This window comes from Nocardiopsis dassonvillei subsp. dassonvillei DSM 43111 (genome assembly GCF_000092985.1).
GTDB classification, from domain to species: domain Bacteria; phylum Actinomycetota; class Actinomycetes; order Streptosporangiales; family Streptosporangiaceae; genus Nocardiopsis; species Nocardiopsis dassonvillei.
This window is the reverse complement of sequence record NC_014210.1, coordinates 1138878-1153874: the sequence shown is the minus strand read 5'-3', so window position 1 is coordinate 1153874 and position 14997 is coordinate 1138878. Positions and strand designations below refer to the sequence as shown.

At 72.2% G+C, this 14997-nt stretch carries 12 protein-coding genes; 4 read left to right on the top strand and 8 right to left on the bottom strand.

Features of this window, described 5'->3' with window-relative positions:
• The first annotated feature begins 31 nt into the window (after window positions 1-31).
• A complete protein-coding gene (locus tag NDAS_RS04675; protein ID WP_013151989.1) occupies window positions 32-757 on the top strand; it encodes a DUF4191 domain-containing protein in 726 nt (241 codons plus the stop codon).
• 81 nt (window positions 758-838) lie between these two features.
• On the opposite strand, the gene NDAS_RS04670 is transcribed toward NDAS_RS04675, so the two are convergent.
• The 5 genes from NDAS_RS04670 to NDAS_RS04650 all read right to left on the bottom strand — a co-directional run bounded on the left by NDAS_RS04670 (window position 839) and on the right by NDAS_RS04650 (window position 5810).
• Entirely contained in the window at window positions 839-1063 is a 225-nt protein-coding gene (locus NDAS_RS04670; protein WP_013151988.1) for a helix-turn-helix domain-containing protein, read from the bottom strand.
• A complete protein-coding gene (locus tag NDAS_RS04665; protein ID WP_013151987.1) occupies window positions 1063-1713 on the bottom strand; it encodes a DUF2975 domain-containing protein in 651 nt (216 codons plus the stop codon). The genes NDAS_RS04670 and NDAS_RS04665 overlap by 1 nt, the downstream gene beginning before the upstream one ends.
• A 295-nt stretch (window positions 1714-2008) precedes the next feature.
• Window positions 2009-3406 (bottom strand): LCP family protein, encoded by a 1398-nt coding sequence (locus NDAS_RS04660; RefSeq protein ID WP_013151986.1) that lies wholly within the window; start codon window positions 3404-3406, stop codon window positions 2009-2011.
• A gap of 195 nt (window positions 3407-3601) precedes the next feature.
• Complete coding sequence (locus NDAS_RS04655) at window positions 3602-5044, bottom strand: LCP family protein (RefSeq protein ID WP_013151985.1); 1443 nt, start codon at window positions 5042-5044, stop codon at window positions 3602-3604.
• Window positions 5045-5330: 286 nt separating this feature from the next.
• Window positions 5331-5810: an RDD family protein gene (locus NDAS_RS04650; RefSeq protein WP_013151984.1), complete on the bottom strand. Its 480-nt coding sequence runs from the start codon at window positions 5808-5810 to the stop codon at window positions 5331-5333.
• Between the two features lie 351 nt (window positions 5811-6161).
• On the opposite strand from NDAS_RS04650, the gene glnA reads away from it, so the two are divergent.
• Both glnA and NDAS_RS04640 read left to right on the top strand, forming a co-directional pair.
• A complete protein-coding gene (gene glnA, locus NDAS_RS04645) occupies window positions 6162-7586 on the top strand; it encodes a type I glutamate--ammonia ligase (RefSeq protein ID WP_013151983.1) in 1425 nt (474 codons plus the stop codon).
• 203 nt (window positions 7587-7789) lie between these two features.
• On the top strand, window positions 7790-10900 hold the full coding sequence (locus NDAS_RS04640) for a bifunctional [glutamine synthetase] adenylyltransferase/[glutamine synthetase]-adenylyl-L-tyrosine phosphorylase (protein WP_041552363.1): 3111 nt from the start codon (window positions 7790-7792) through the stop codon (window positions 10898-10900).
• 323 nt (window positions 10901-11223) lie between these two features.
• On the opposite strand, the gene NDAS_RS04635 is transcribed toward NDAS_RS04640, so the two are convergent.
• The 3 genes from NDAS_RS04635 to NDAS_RS04625 all read right to left on the bottom strand — a co-directional run bounded on the left by NDAS_RS04635 (window position 11224) and on the right by NDAS_RS04625 (window position 14503).
• Complete coding sequence (locus NDAS_RS04635) at window positions 11224-13068, bottom strand: carbohydrate-binding module family 20 domain-containing protein (RefSeq protein ID WP_013151981.1); 1845 nt, start codon at window positions 13066-13068, stop codon at window positions 11224-11226.
• 397 nt (window positions 13069-13465) lie between these two features.
• A complete protein-coding gene (locus NDAS_RS04630) occupies window positions 13466-13804 on the bottom strand; it encodes a hypothetical protein (RefSeq protein WP_013151980.1) in 339 nt (112 codons plus the stop codon).
• A gap of 105 nt (window positions 13805-13909) precedes the next feature.
• Window positions 13910-14503, bottom strand: a complete 594-nt coding sequence (locus NDAS_RS04625) for a hypothetical protein (protein ID WP_013151979.1) — start codon at window positions 14501-14503, stop codon at window positions 13910-13912.
• A gap of 219 nt (window positions 14504-14722) precedes the next feature.
• Between NDAS_RS04625 and NDAS_RS28825 the strand changes: the two genes are divergently transcribed.
• The gene (locus NDAS_RS28825; protein WP_013151978.1) at window positions 14723-14896 is read left to right on the top strand and encodes a hypothetical protein; all 174 of its coding nucleotides are present in this window, start codon (window positions 14723-14725) and stop codon (window positions 14894-14896) included.
• Window positions 14897-14997 lie beyond the last annotated feature (101 nt).

Sequence of the window (14997 nt, the reverse complement as noted above, 5' to 3'; positions counted from 1 at the left end):
CCGGCGTCGGCGTGAGCTGCCTGAGAGCACGATGGCGAAAAAGCCCAAGGGTTCACAGAACACGGCCCGAGGCAAGGACGGTGCCGAGAAGCAGCCGGGCCGTCTCAAGCAGATCGGCATGGTCGCCAAGGTCGTCCACCAGCAGAGTCCGCGCAGCATCCCGCTCGCGGTCACGGCGGCGGTGGTCATCCTCGCGGTGTTCGTCGGCATCGGTATCTGGACCGGGTCGTGGATCCTGTGGCCGCTGACCGGTCTGCCGGTCGCCTTCCTGGTGGGCTTCATCATCTTCACCCGCTCCGCGCAGCGCGTGCAGTACAAGATGCTGGACGGACGCCTGGGCGCGGGTATGGCGATCCTGGACAACATGCGCGGCAACTGGGTGGTCGAGCCGGGTGTGGCGGCCAACAAGCAGATGGACGTCGTGCACCGCGTGGTGGGGCGCCCCGGCGTGATCCTGGTAGGCGAGGGCGACCCCGGCCGCCTCAAGCCGCTGATCGCCGGTGAGAAGAAGCGCGTGGCCCGCGTCGCCTACGACACGCCCATCTACGACTTCAAGGTGGGCAACGGCGAGGACCAGGTGCCGGTCTCCAAGCTCCAGCGCACGCTGGTCAGGCTCCCGCGCAACCTGGACAAGGCCGGGACCGCCGAGCTGAACTACCGGCTCAAGGCGCTGCCCGCCAAGATGCAGATGCCCAAGGGGCCCATGCCCAAGAACGCCAAGATGCCCCGGGGCATGCGCGGCCAGATGGGCGGCTGACCCCGGCCGGGGCCGCAGTCGGACGAGGGGGCCGTCGCACCGTCGGGTGCGGCGGCCCCCTCGCGTGTGCCCGGGTCCGGGTCACTCGGGGTCGTAGCTGATCAGGTCGCCCGGCTGGCAGCGGAGTTCGCGGCACAGGGCGGCCAGGGTGGAGAAGCGGATCGCCCTGGCCCGGTCGTTCTTGAGCACCGACAGGTTGACGACGGTGACGCCGACCCGTTCGGCCAGCTGGGTGAGGGTCATACCGCGCTCGGCCAGGAGCTTGTCCAGGTGGACGCGGACGCCGGTGGCCTCCTCGGGCGGCATCAGACGAGCCCCTCGACGTCCTCGCGGAGCCGGGTGCCCCGGCGGAAGACCTCGGCGAGGGCGGCGATGACGAGGCCGACCGCGACCAGCGGGAGGACACCGCCGTCGAGGTCCAGGCTGAGGGAGAACACCACGGTGGCGTCCGTGCCCAGCGCCCGGTGCTCCAGGACGGCGCCGAGGAGGGCCTCCGCGGCCGGGACCGCGAGGGCGCCGGTGACCACCGTCAGGGCGATGGCGTACATGCGACGGACGTTCGCCGGGACGAAGGGGTCTCCCCCGTCCAGGGTCAGGACCATGCGCAGCAGCAGGTAGGCGACCAGTCCCACTGCCAGGGCGGTGAGCAGCGCGGGGGCGACCAGCATGACGCGCTCGGCCGCCGAGGGGTCGTGGAAGGCGATCTCCATGCCGCCCGCCCCCTCCACGGTGACGTCGCCGCGCACGGCGACGTCCGGCGAACGCGGCGCCGTGCCGGAGGGGAGGTCCCGCGTGAGCACGTTGAGGCCCGCGCTGGTGGCGGCGGGGACGAGTCCGGTGCTCCAGGCGAGCAGGAAGAGCCCGTGGACCACCTGGAAGCCCAGGAGGACGACGAGGACGAACCGGAGCAGAGCGGAGTCCGCCCTGGACCAGTCCAGGGCCTTGCGAAGGGACATGACGGCCTTTCTCTTATCGCTTTTCGATATTAACGATAAACGATAAAACCGGATCTGTCACATGGGGCGGCACGCGTCCCTCCGGGGGCACCGGGGAGAGGCCCCGGGGACGGCGAAGGCTCCTCGCGCGCCGCCGGGAGCCCATCCGCCCTCCCTGCGGCCCACTCGTCCGGCGGCGCTCCCGGCGCGAGGCCCCCAGTGCGGCGGGAACCGCCGCCGGACCCCGCCCGGTACAGGCAAAGGGCCCCGCGGGCGCCTGCACGGCGTCCACGGGGCCCGAAGCCCTCCGAAGGGGCTACTCGCAGCTGACCTCGTCCTCGGCGGCGCTGGTGGCGCCCAGACCTGCCAGGGCATCGCCCCCGCCGCCGCCGGAGCCCCCTCCGCTCGTGGCCAGGCCGTCCCAGTCCTGCGCGCCCATCACCAGCTCCAGCTCTGGACCGAAGTCGGGGACCTCCTCCAGCTGGGCCACGCTGAGCGCCGAGGCCAGCTCCTCGGCCTGCGCGAGCTGGTCGGGGCCGTGGTAGATCGTGGTGACGGCGGGGGTCCGCTCGACCGGGTCGCCCTCACCGGTGACGTTGAACCCCTGCTCGGTGAGCAGCGTCCCGACCTGGCTCGCCAGACCGGTGATGCCCGTGCCGTTGAGCACCCGCACGGACACGTCCGCGGGTTCGACGGCGGGCTCCTCGGCCTCCTCCGAGCCCTCGCCGCCGCCTCCGTCGCCGCCCTCCTCCTCGGGCAGGGCGTCACCGGAGGCGACCGCGGAGAACAGCTCATCGGCGGCGGGCTGCTGGAGGTCCAGCTTCCCGCTGTGGACGGGAGAGTCCACTACGGGGGCGGTGACCATCCGCATCCGCCCCAGGTCGACCTCGCGCATCGAGATGGCCAGCTCGGTCATCTGGTCCACGGTGAACCCGTCGTCGGTCACCAGGCTGTCGGTGACCGAGCCCATGAAGTCGTAGAGCGTGGCGGGGCTGGACATGATCTCGCCGCTGGTGACCTTGCGCAGGATGGCGCCCATCATCCGCTGCTGGTTCTCGATCCGGTTCAGGTCGCTGCCCTGCTCCGTGCTGGCCCGGGAGCGGGCCAGGCCCAGCGCCTCCTCGCCGTTGAGGGTCTGCATCCCGGCGTCGAGCGTGATGTGGGCCTTGGGGTCGTCGATCGGCTGGGGGACGCACATCTCCACGCCGCCGATGGAGTCCACGATCTCCTGGAAGCCCGCGAAGTCGACCATCACCATGTGGTCGAGGTGGATGTCGGTGACCGTCTCCACCGTGTTGCCCTGGCAGTCCATCCCGCCGTAGGTCATGGCGTGGTTGAGCTGGTCCACCGTGCCCGCCGTCACCCCGGGGTTCTCGCCGTTGGCCGGGCAGTCGGGCATCGGGACCATCAGGTCGCGGGGCATGTTGACCATCGTCACCCCGCCCTCGTCCACGTTGATGCTCACCACGACCAGCACGTCGGGACGCACGCCGTTGACCACGCTGTACTCGGCGTTGTCCCCCGCGCGCTGGTCGGTGGCCAGCAGCAGGATGTTGTGGATGCCCTCCGCCTGGGCCGGACGGTCACCCCAGGCGTCGGTGTTGACCTCCTCGGTGGCGATGCTGAGGACGTCGCGGTAGCCCGCGTACACGGTGAGACTGGCCGCGATGAGCAGGCCTGTCGCCCCGCACGCCACCCACTGGCCGAGACTCATCTTCCCCGCCAGGGCTGAGGACGCGTTTCTGGGAGCCAAAGGGCACCTGCGATTCGGTATGGGACAAGGGCTGGTCCGGTCGGTGGGGGAGGGCGTACTGCGCGAGCGCTGACACGGACGTAACGGCCGGATGGTACCGGACGGGTACGTACCGTGTCAGATCGGAACCGGCGACCGGGTTCCGGTCACCGGCCCTCAGCAGGCGCTCTCCCGAGCCCCCGCCGCGGTGGTGCCGCCCAGGTCCTCGGTGATGGAGACCTCGGGCCCGGACGAGCCGCCTCCGCCCGCGAAGCCGTTCCAGTCCTGGCCGATGACCAGTTCCAGCGTCTGCGGGAGGTCGGCGACCTCCTCGGTGACCGCGTTCTCCAGCGAACCCGCCAGCAGTTCGGCGGCGGCCGCCTCACCCGGAGCGTAGTAGACGGTGGTCAGCTCGGGGAAGCGCACCGCGGGTTCGCCGATACCGGTGACGTCGTACCCCTCCCCCAGCAGGACGCCCTGGACCTCGTTCGCCAGGCCGGTGACACCGGTGTTGTTGAGGACCTGCACGGAGACGTCGGCGGGGGCGGGGGCCGCGTCGCCGGAGCCCTCCTCCGACTCCTCCCCCTCGTCCTCCGGCTCCTCGTCCTCCAGGTAGGCGCCGGAGTTGATCGCCGCGAACAGCTCGGAGGCGGCGGGCTGGCTCATGGCCAGCCGGTTGGCGTCGGCGGGGTGCTGGCCGTTGGGCACGGTGACGAACTGGATGCGCTCCAGGTCCACCTCGCGCATGGAGATGGCGATGTCGGTCATCGTCTCCACGGTCAGCTCCTCGTCGGTGGTCACCGAGTCGGTGACGGCGCTGAGGAAGTTGGTGATGGTCACCGGGCTGGTCATGACCTCGCTGCTGAGCACCTGGCGCAGCATGGCGCCCATGAACTCCTGCTGGCGGTCGATCCGCGACAGGTCGCTGCCGTCGCCCTGGCCGTAGCGGGAGCGCACGTAGCCCAGCGACTCCTCACCGCTGAGGGTCTGCGTCCCTGCGTCCAGCGTCAGGTGCGCCTTGGGGTCGTCCACCGGCGCGGGGATGCACATCTCCACGCCGCCGATGGCGTCCACCATGTCCTTGAACCCGGTGAAGTCCATCATGACGAAGTGGTCCAGGTGCACGTCGGTGACCTCCTCGACGGTCTGCCACTGGCAGCCCACCCCGCCGAAGGTCATCGCCGAGTTGATCATGCCGCTGTGCGGGCTCATCCCCTCGTAGCCCTCCACGGCCTCGCAGCCGGGCAGGTCCACGACCAGGTCGCGGGGCAGGTTGACCAGCGTGGCCGCGCCGTTGTCCACGTTGATGCTGGCGATGAGCATGGTGTCGGGGCGCTCGCCCTCGGCCTCGCCGTAGTTGGCGTTGTCCCCCGACCGGACGTCGGAGCCGATGATGAGCAGGTTCATCACGCCCTCGACGCTGTTGGGCCGGTCCCAGGCGTCGGTGTCCACCTGCGCGGTGGTGATGTTGCCGACGATGCCCTGGTACCAGCCGTAGCCGCCGAGGCTGGCGATGATGGCCAGGGCGGTGACCACGCAGGCGACCCACTGCCCCGGGGACATGCGCACGGCGTGCATGGCGGCGGACGGAGGGCGGGGGGCGGAGCGTTTTCCAGCCATGCGAACCTTCGGGTGCGGCGGCGTGCGTGGGAGGCGGCCGGGTCCCCCGACGGGGACGGGGCCCACCGGTGGGAACGGGATCCGCGGCGGGGACCGGGTCCCCGCGCGGGGGCCGGACCCGATTCTCCCGCGCGCGAACGCACCCCCGTGGGAGCGGGGGAGTCGAGCGCTCAGGGTTTCGGTCCGTTCCCGGGCCAAGTAATGAACGGATGTTAACAGCAGCTCGCGGGGGCCGCGCCCACGCGCGCGCCGGGCTTCCCCGGTGCCGGGGACCCCCGGTGAGGCCTCAGTAGCGGGTGGCGACCGTCCCGGCGGCCCGGTCGTGCAGCCCGCGGGTGTCGCGGTCGTAGATGACGGCGGGGATGACCAGGCACAGCAGGAGTGTGCGCACCGTCATGGACACGAACCAGGGCCAGGAGCGCTCGCCGGTGGCGGTGATGCCCACGCCGACCAGGCGGCGGCCGACGGTGGTGCCGAAGAGCGTGAGCAGGAGGACGTTCATGACCGCGAAGACGACCAGGGCGGTGTTGCTGACCATCGGGACGGCCTCCGCCTGGCTGGCGGCGTCCGCGCCGACCAGCCCGACGCCGTAGGCCCCCCAGGCGAGCGCGAGGGACAGCATCCAGTCCAGGAGGAGCCCCACCAGGCGGCGCATCACGCCGGGCACCGAACCCGGTCCGCTCTCGGGCAGGCCGAGCCGGTTGCCCCGGTACTGGAAGTCGTCCCCGGACGCCGCGGTGGCGGAGCCCCGGCTCTCGTCGCTCATGGTTTCCACGGTATCCACCCGGCGGGAGGGCCCGTACCCGGGGCGTCGGAGCTGCTGTGACCCCCCGCGCGGGAGATCATGGCGGAGGTCACACCGGGGGCCGTGGCGGGGGCCACAAACGGGGCCGCGCAGCGTCCCTTTTCGGCCCCTACAGGGCGGAATCACCGGGTCAGACCCGGTGGTCTGCGACAACAGCCGGGTCCGTAACATACAGGAAACAATCGAGACATGGCGCGGAAACCACCCGCTCCTAGCTTCGGAGACGAAGCCGGGAGACGGCGCGCGATCCGACGTGTCCGCGATGGGGCGGACCCCGGTCCACCGTCTCAGCCACCTGCACGGAGGTTCGTTTTGTTCAGCAGCGTCGACGAGGTGCTCGCCTATATCCGGGACGAGGACGTCAAGTTCCTCGACGTCCGATTCACGGACCTTTTCGGGGGCGTGAACCACGTTACCCTCCCGACCGAGAACGTCGACGAGTCGACGTTCACCGATGGCCAGATGTTCGACGGCTCGTCGATCCGCGGCTTCCAGGCCATCCACGAGTCCGACATGCTGCTGCTGCCGGACCTGAGCACCGGCGTGCTGGACCCGTTCCGCAAGCACAAGACGCTGAACATGACGTTCTTCGTCCACGACCCGCTGACCCTGGAGTCCTACAGCCGCGACCCGCGCAACGTCGCCCGCAAGGCCGAGGCCTACCTGCGCGGCTCCGGCGTGGCCGACACCGCCTTCTTCGGCCCCGAGGCCGAGTTCTACATCTTCGACGACGTCAAGTTCGAGACCCGGTCCAACACCGGCTACTACGAGATCGACTCGATCGAGGGCGCCTGGAACACCGGTTCGGCCATCGAGGGCGGCAACCGCGGCTACCGTCCCCGCTACAAGGGCGGCTACTTCCCCGTCGAGCCGGTCGACCACTACAGCGACCTGCGCTCGGACATGGTGCAGCAGCTGATCAAGTCGGGCATCGAGGTCGAGCTCCAGCACCACGAGGTCGGCACCGCGGGCCAGGCCGAGATCGGCATCAAGTTCGGCACCCTGCTCCAGCAGGCCGACAAGGTGCAGCTGTACAAGTACATCGTCAAGAACGTCGCCAACGCGGCGGGCAAGACTGCCACCTTCATGCCCAAGCCGCTCTTCGGCGACAACGGCTCGGGCATGCACTGCCACCAGAGCCTGTGGAAGGACGGCGAGCCGCTGTTCTTCGACGAGTCCGGCTACGGCCAGCTCTCGGACACGGCCCGCTACTACATCGGCGGCCTGCTCAAGCACGCCTCGGCGCTGCTGGCCTTCACCAACCCGACGGTGAACTCCTTCCACCGCCTGGTGCCCGGCTACGAGGCCCCGATCAACCTCGTCTACAGCCAGCGCAACCGCTCGGCCTGCATCCGCCTGCCGCTGACCGGCTCCAACCCCAAGGCCAAGCGCATCGAGTTCCGCGTGCCGGACCCGTCGGCCAACCCGTACCTGGCCTTCTCCGCCATGCTGATGGCCGGCATCGACGGCATCAAGAACAAGATCGAGCCGCCGGAGCCCGTGGACAAGGACCTCTACGAGCTGCCCCCGGCGGAGGCCCAGGCCATCAAGACCGTCCCGGCGTCGCTGGACGAGGCCCTGGAGGCCCTGGAGGCCGACCACGAGTTCCTGCTCGAGGGCGGCGTGTTCACCAAGGACCTCATCGAGACCTACGTGGACTTCAAGCGCACCGAGGAGATCGACTCCCTGCGCCTGCGCCCGCACCCGCGCGAGTTCGAGCTCTACTACGACATCTAAGGCGTAGACGGCAGCTCCGGGAGGGCGCGCCGCGCACTCCCCCCATCGGGGCCGGTATCCGTTCGGGTACCGGCCCCGACCCGGCTCCGGGTGCGCGGGACGGTTCGCCCCGGGCGCCGGGGGCCGAACCGGTTCGGGGCACCGGGCCCGCTCACCGGCCGGACCGTTACCGTTGACACGTGGTGAGGGACGGAACGACGAACATGACGGCAGGCGCGCTCGCCAGGCGCGGTTTCAGCGACAGCACCCGGGCCCTGCGCCTGGTGGAGGAGGCCGGGCTCGACGCCCGGGCCGACACCGAGATCATCGGCTCGCTCGCGGCCGCCCCCGACCCCGACCAGGCGCTCCTCGGGCTGATCCGCGTCCTGGAGTCCGACCCCGACCCCGCCGACCTCCTGGACGCGCTGCGCGAGGACCGGGAGCTGCGGGCCCGGCTGTGCCGGGTGCTGGGCACGAGCACCGCCCTGGCCGACCACCTGGTGCGCCACCCGGGCGACTGGCGGGAGCTGCGGGGCGCCGACGCCGCCCGCTCCCCCGGGCCGGAGGAGGTGCGCCGCGGCCTGTTGCACATCGTGGGCGCCGATCCCCACAGCCCCGCGCCGACCGCCGATCCGGCCGTGGTCGGCGACGGCTCGTCGGAGGACCTGCGGCACGTCCTGCGCGTGGCCTACCGCAGGCGGGTGCTGCGCCTGGCCGGGCGCGACCTGACCGGGCTGTGCACGGTGGACGAGGTCGCCGGGGAACTCGCCGACCTAGCCGCGTCGCTGCTGGACGCGTCGCTGGCGGTGGCCCGCGCCGAGCACCCCGAGGACGCCGCGCTGTGCCGCCTGGCGGTCATCGGCATGGGCAAGTGCGGCGGCCGCGAGCTCAACTACGTCAGCGACGTGGACGTGGTGTTCGTGGCCGAGCCGGCCGTGGCCGGGGATGCGGACGAGGACGCGGGCGCGGGCCCGGGTTCCGGGGAGCCGGTGGACGAGCAGGCGGCGATGCGCGCGGCGACCCGGCTGGCCACCGCGATGATGCGCATCCCCGCCGAGACCGACGCCGAGGGCGCCCTGTGGGAGGTGGATCCGGCGCTGCGCCCCGAGGGCAGGAACGGCCCGCTGGTGCGCCCGCTGTCGGGGCACCGCGCCTACTACGAGCGCTGGGCCAAGACCTGGGAGTTCCAGGCCCTGCTCAAGGCCCGCCCGATCGCCGGGGACGCGGAGCTGGGCCGGGCCTACATGGACCTCATCTCCCCGATGGTGTGGGAGGCGGCGGGCCGCAAGGACTTCGTGGAGGACGTGCAGGCGATGCGCCGCCGGGTGGTGGCGCACATCCCGGCGGGCGAGGCGGAGCGCGAGCTCAAGCTGGGCCCGGGCGGGCTGCGCGACATCGAGTTCTCCGTGCAGCTGCTCCAGCTGGTGCACGGGCGCACCGACGAGCGGCTGCGGTCGGGCAACACCCTGGAGGCGCTGGCCGCGCTGTCGGAGCACGGGTACGTGGGGCGCGGCGACGCGGCGGGGCTGGCGGAGGCCTACCGGTTCCTGCGGCGGCTGGAACACCTGCTGCAGCTGGAGCGGCTGCGGCGCACGCACCTGATGCCCGATCCGGCCGCCGAGGAGGGCCCCGACCAGCTGCGCCGCCTGGGGCGGGCGCTGGGGATGACCGCGAACCCGGTGCGGGAGCTGACCGAAGCGCGCCGCCGGGTGTCGTCGGAGGTGCGGCGCCTGCACGAGAAGCTGTTCTACCGGCCGCTGCTCAACGCGGTGGCCAGGCTGCCGGGCGAGGAGGCGCGGCTGTCGCCGGAGCAGGCCAGGGCCCGCCTGGAGGCGCTGGGGTTCGTCGATCCGGGCGGCGCGCTGCGCCACCTGGAGTCGCTGACCTCGGGGGTCTCGCGCAGGGCGGCGATCCAGCGGACGCTGCTGCCGGTGATGCTGGGCTGGTTCTCCGACGCCCCCGACCCCGACGCGGGCCTGCTGGGCTTCCGGCAGGTGAGCGAGGCCCTGGGCACCACGCCGTGGTACCTGCGCCTGCTGCGCGACGACGTGCGGGTGGCCGAGCGGATGGCGTGGCTGCTGGGGACGAGCCGGTACGTGACGGAGCTGCTGCTGCGCGCCCCGGAGGCGGTGGCGATGTTCGACGACGACGGCGACCTGGTGCGCCGCGACCCGAAGGTGCTGGCCGGGGAGGCGGAGGCGGCGCGGCGCCGGTACGACACGGCCGAGGAGTCGGTGTCGGCGGTGCGCGCGCTGCGCCGCCGCGAGCTGCTGCGCACGGCCGCGGCCGACCTGCTGGAGGTCGCCTCGGTCCAGGACGTGGGCGCGGCGCTGACCGACATCGCCGCGGTGACCATAGAGGCTGCGCTGCGGCTGGCGCAGAACCGGGTGGTGGCGGCGTCGGGGGACGAGCCGCTCACGCGGGTGTGCGTGGTGGCGATGGGCCGGTTCGGCGGCGGTGAGCTGACCTACGCCAGCGACGCGGACGTGATGTACGTGCACGACCCCCTGCCGGGCGTGGACACGGGTGCGGCGACCAAGCAGGCGCTGGCCGTCGTGCGTGAGCTGGCGCGGCTGCTGGAGATGCCCGCGGCCGAGCCGCCGCTGAAGGTGGACACCGACCTGCGCCCGGAGGGCCGCAGCGGCCCGGTGGTGCGCACGCTGGAGTCCTACGCGGCCTACTACGGGCGCTGGTCGCAGGTGTGGGAGAGCCAGGCGCTGCTGCGGGCCAAGCCGGTCGCGGGCGATCCGCAGCTGCGGGAGGCGTTCACGGGGCTGATCGACCCGATCCGGTACCCGGAGGGCGGGATCGACTCCTCGGCGGTGCTGGAGATCCGCAAGCTCAAGGCGCGGATGGAGGCGGAGCGGCTGCCGCGCGGCGCCGACCCGACGCTGCACACCAAGCTGGGCCGGGGCGGGCTGTCGGACGTGGAGTGGGTGGCCCAGCTGATCCAGCTGCGCCACGCGCACGAGTACTCCGACCTGCGGACCACCGGCACCCTGGAGGCGCTGGAGGCGGCCGTGGCGCACGGTCTCCTGGACGCGGAGGACGGTGAGGTGCTCAGCCATGCCTGGCGGCTGGCGTCGCGGGTGCGGGGCATGGTGATGCTGGTGCGCGGCCGGGGCGGGGACTCGCTGCCCTCGGACCTGCGGGTGCGGGCGGCTCTGGCGGGGGCGATGGGCTGCCCCGGCGGCGACGGCGAGGACGGGGAGGACGGCGCCGGGGAGGGCGCGGAGTCCGTGCGGGAGGGCCCGGCCGAGCAGTTGACGGAGACCTACCTGCGCGCCACGCGTCGGGCGCGTGCGGTGATGGAGCGCGTCTTCTACGACGACTGAGGATGGTTCCCGACCTGTGGGACGCGGTGCGGTCGGGGACCGGCGCGGTCGGAACGCGGGCACGCCGAGACCGGCGGTCCCTGGGGACCCCCCGCTTTCCAGGAAACCGCGAACGCCCCGGGCCGCGCCAGAGGCTGCCCGCGCCTGTGGACAACCCCCGGGTGGAGGCGGGCCCCTCCCGAGCGGCGCCCCCGCGCCGGAGGAGTCGGACGCGGGGGCGCCGGGGCCGGGGAGTGGCCGGCCCGTGGAGGTGGCTCGCGGCTCCCGGGAGCCCGTCCCGGAAGGGCCGTGCGCGGCGCCCCGGCCGGGGTGCCGCGCACGGGTCAGTCGCGCCAGGTGACGCTGGCGGCGGGGCCGACGCGGTTGGCGCCGGACTCCCACTCGACGTTGCCCGCGCCGTCGATCTTGACCAGCTTCCACTCGGTGTCGGCACCGATGGGGGCGGTGCCCGACCACACGGGGTAGGTGGACGCGTCGGTGGACAGCTTCACCCCGCTCGGGGGGTTCCAGGACCCCAGCCCGGGGGTGGAGCCGACCACGTACACCTCCTGGCCGTACCAGGTCTCCACGGTGGCGGAGACGTTGACCTCGCCCGGCTCGCCCGGCTCACCGGGGCCGCCGCCCCCGCACTCGGCCGGGTCGTCGCAGGTGCCGCCCACGTGCAGGGCGACGGCCCCGTTCGCGGGGACCCGGGCGCTGATCCGGCCGTCGGCGACGGTGAGGGTCCCGCTCCCGGCGGCGTTGTCGTAGCTGCCGTCGGGCAGGCCGGTGTCGGCGGTCAGGTTCCAGGTGCCGCCGGTCGCGTTGAAGGCGGCGAAGCCGCGGTCGCCCCGGTCGAAGGCGAGCCGGGAGGAGCCGTCGGTGGCGCGCTGGACGACGGGGGTGTCGCCGGTGGCGTTGCGGAAGGCGGCCATCCCGGCGACGGTCGGGTGGCGGTGCTCGCAGACCCACTCGGCGCTGGCGCAGTCGGTGTCGGCGGTGATCCAGCCCGCCGGGTTGCCCGCCGCCTCGCCGACGCTGGGCGGGCCCTGGGTGACGTTGGAGCCGAAGTCGTAGCTGGACATCACCACGGGGCGCCCGTAGGGGTGGGCCAGCATGAACGCCACGGCCAGGTGGTAGCGGTCGCCGTCCTTGAAGGTCAGGGTCGGGTGGTAGCGCTGGGTGTCGTGGTTGTCGACGAAGACGGTGGCCTGCTCGTCGGTGAGCCCGCCGTAGTCCGGCAGCTGGGCCAGGCCGGAGATGTCGCCTCCGGCGAACTTGTTGGAGATGTCGCGCTGGTAGTCGAAGGCGGTCACACGGCCGTAGGGCGTGTAGGCGGTGTAGGGGATGGTCTGGTCCCCGTAGACCTCGTGGAAGACGTCGGGCTGACCGCCGAAGACCGGGACCTCGTTCAGGTCGGAGAAGATCGCGTCGACGTGGGCCTCGGGGACGTGCTTGGAGGCGTCCACGCGGAAGCCCCCCACGCCCATGTCCACCAGGCCGTTGAGGTAGCGGCGGATCTGCGCGCGCACCTCGGGGTCACCCGTGTCGAGGTCGGACAGGCCGACCAGCTCGCAGTTCTGCACCTCCCACTTGTCGTTCCAGTTGCTGATCTCCCTCCGGCAGGAGCTGAAGTCCTCCCCCGTGCGGGAGGCGGTGCCGTCGCCGAACAGGTCGGGGTACTCGTACTTGGCCCACTCCGTGCCCGCGCTGCCGGTGCCCGAGCCGTCGCCGGTCATGTGGTTGATGATCGCGTCGGCGTAGATCCTCACGCCGTTGTCGGCACAGGTGGAGACCATCGCCTGGAACTCCTCGGCGGTGCCGCGCCGGGTGTTGTCGATGCGGTAGGAGGTCGGCTGGTAGTCCTGCCACCAGGGGTAGTCGCCGCCCTCGGCGAAGGGGATGACCACGTGCTCCTGGGGCGGGGAGACCTGCACCCCGCCGAAGCCGTGGGGGCCGAGGAACTCCTCGCACTCGGTGGCGACGGAGTCCCAGTTCCACTGGAAGAGCTGGACGATGGTCTCGCCGTTGTCGGCGGCCCGGACGTCCTCGGCGGGGGCGGGGGCTGCCGGGACCGGTGTCGTCGGGGTCGGGGCCGCCGGGACGGGGGCGGCCTGCGCGGGGGCGGCCAGCAGGCCGATCCCCATCAGGACCGCCCCGGCGGCGGCGCCGGGTCGGATGGGCTTCATGTGCGCTCCTTGGGGGGAGGTAGCGCGGCGGGGCGGCACTGCCCCGTCCGCTGTTCTCTTGCAGTGTTTGCAAGAGTTTGCGTGAGCGTGACGAAGCTAACAGACCGGAACGCTCTTGTGAACGGGTCTTGATCTGAACGTCACACCGCTCACCCAGCGCGACGGTTTCCGCCGCCACCTGCCGGGATGCGTTTCGGGCCGCCTTCCCCCATCAGGTCGACCCCGGGGGACACGCCCCCGTGACCTGGGACGATGCCCGCGCAAGTCCACGAAGTTCCTGGGAAAAATTTCGCAAGATTACGGAAACGCACACAGAAAAAAACCGGTGGCGGCACGGTTCGCGCCGCCACCGGCGGTGGCGCCTGCGCGGTCTGCGGGGACCGCGCTCGGGGAGGGCCTACCAGAAGACGGCCACGCCGATGTTGACGATGGCGAGCACGCCCGCGATGACCGCGAGGTTCCTGGCGGGCTTGCGCAGGTTGAGCACGCCCACGACCACGACCGCCAGCGCGACCAGCAGCTTGACCGCGATCTTGACGTGGTTCAGCTCCCCGAGGTCGGCCATCTCGGCCACCCCGACCAGCAGCAGGCCGGTGACGAGCTGGAGCAGGGAGCTGTGCAGCAGGACCTTGGTCGACTTGGGGTTGTCGGTGATGACCTGCATGAGGAAGCCCGCGATGATCCCGGCCAGGCCGATCATGTGCAGGAAGACGAGCGCGGAGTAGAGAATGTCCATGCCGGAAACACTACTACGGCCTGTAGTTTTCCCTCGCCGGGTTCATGACACGCTGACGTAACAAAACCGGCGCCCCGTCTGGGCGGCCCCCACCCGCACACCCTCTCACCCGCGCGACAGCGCCCTCCTGCGCCGCCACAGCATCCAGGCCAGCCCCACCGCCAGGGCGACACCCGCGGCCCGCAGCAGGTTCGCGGGATCGGTGTACTCCGAGACCCGCGACATGGCGGTCTGTTCCGCGACCAGGACCGAGTCGCTGGCGCACGCGGCCGGGTCGGCGTCGCGTTCCAGCAGCAGGCAGGCGGTGCTGGTCAGGCGCTCCCCCGTCGCCTCCGGCGCGCGGACGCGCACCGTGTACACCGCCTCCTCCCCCTCGGGCACCGTCACCCGCCAGTTCACGATCCCGTCCCGGACCACCCCCTCCTCCCCGACCCCGACGATCTCCAGCTCCCCGGGGACGTGCTGGGCCAGCAGGGCGCCCTCCACGGGTCCGTCGGTGACGGTGGTGCGCAGCGTGAACTCCTCTCCCGGCAGCGGCGCCTCGCCCGCCTCCAGGAACAGGCCCACCGGCCCCTCCCCCTCCACCGGCCCCGCGGCGGCGGGCGCGGGGGCGCCCAGCGCGCCCGCGGCCGCCAGGCCCGCCGTGAGCGCGCCCGCTGTGAGCGCGCCCGCCGTCTTTGCCCTGTACTTCCGCGTCATGTCGCGCCTCCCACGTGCGTCGTTGCCGCCTAGACAACTACGGGTGAGCACTCGGAAGCATGATGTGACACGCCCTGGGGGCCGGGTCTTAGGGCGCGCGGGTGCTCAGACCTCCCAGGACTGGGATTCCTCCCCATGTGCGCCCCGGGGTCTTAGGGAGAACGTGGAGACCAGACGGCGGGACACCGGTTCCGCCGTGCGAGTGAAGAGGGAAACACCGTGTTCCACAGCGAACTGCTCAACGCCAACGCCCGGGAGATGACCGAGCGGCGCGTCCGCGAGGCCGAGAACGTGCGTGCGGCCCTGCGGGCACGCACCGAGGAGCGCGCGCGGCGCAGGGAGGAACGCCGCGAGCGCCAGCGCCAGCGGCGCTCCTACGGCCGCGCCGCGTGAGGCCGTGCGCGGAAGGGCGCGGGAAGGAAGGGGGGAGAAAGGGGAGAGGAACCGCATGGTGCCGGGCACGCCCCTCCTCCCCCGGACCGGTCCGCCCCCCT

Coding starts and splice junctions, on each gene's coding strand:
- NDAS_RS04650 (WP_013151984.1), bottom strand. CDS start 5,810: ATGAGCGACGAGAGCCGGGGCTCCGCCACCGCGGCGTCCGGGGACGAC.
- NDAS_RS04665 (WP_013151987.1), bottom strand. CDS start 1,713: ATGTCCCTTCGCAAGGCCCTGGACTGGTCCAGGGCGGACTCCGCTCTG.
- NDAS_RS04635 (WP_013151981.1), bottom strand. CDS start 13,068: ATGAAGCCCATCCGACCCGGCGCCGCCGCCGGGGCGGTCCTGATGGGG.
- NDAS_RS04655 (WP_013151985.1), bottom strand. CDS start 5,044: ATGGCTGGAAAACGCTCCGCCCCCCGCCCTCCGTCCGCCGCCATGCAC.
- NDAS_RS04660 (WP_013151986.1), bottom strand. CDS start 3,406: ATGAGTCTCGGCCAGTGGGTGGCGTGCGGGGCGACAGGCCTGCTCATC.
- NDAS_RS04625 (WP_013151979.1), bottom strand. CDS start 14,503: ATGACGCGGAAGTACAGGGCAAAGACGGCGGGCGCGCTCACAGCGGGC.
- NDAS_RS04670 (WP_013151988.1), bottom strand. CDS start 1,063: ATGCCGCCCGAGGAGGCCACCGGCGTCCGCGTCCACCTGGACAAGCTC.
- NDAS_RS04675 (WP_013151989.1), top strand. CDS start 32: ATGGCGAAAAAGCCCAAGGGTTCACAGAACACGGCCCGAGGCAAGGAC.
- NDAS_RS04630 (WP_013151980.1), bottom strand. CDS start 13,804: ATGGACATTCTCTACTCCGCGCTCGTCTTCCTGCACATGATCGGCCTG.
- NDAS_RS04640 (WP_041552363.1), top strand. CDS start 7,790: ATGACGGCAGGCGCGCTCGCCAGGCGCGGTTTCAGCGACAGCACCCGG.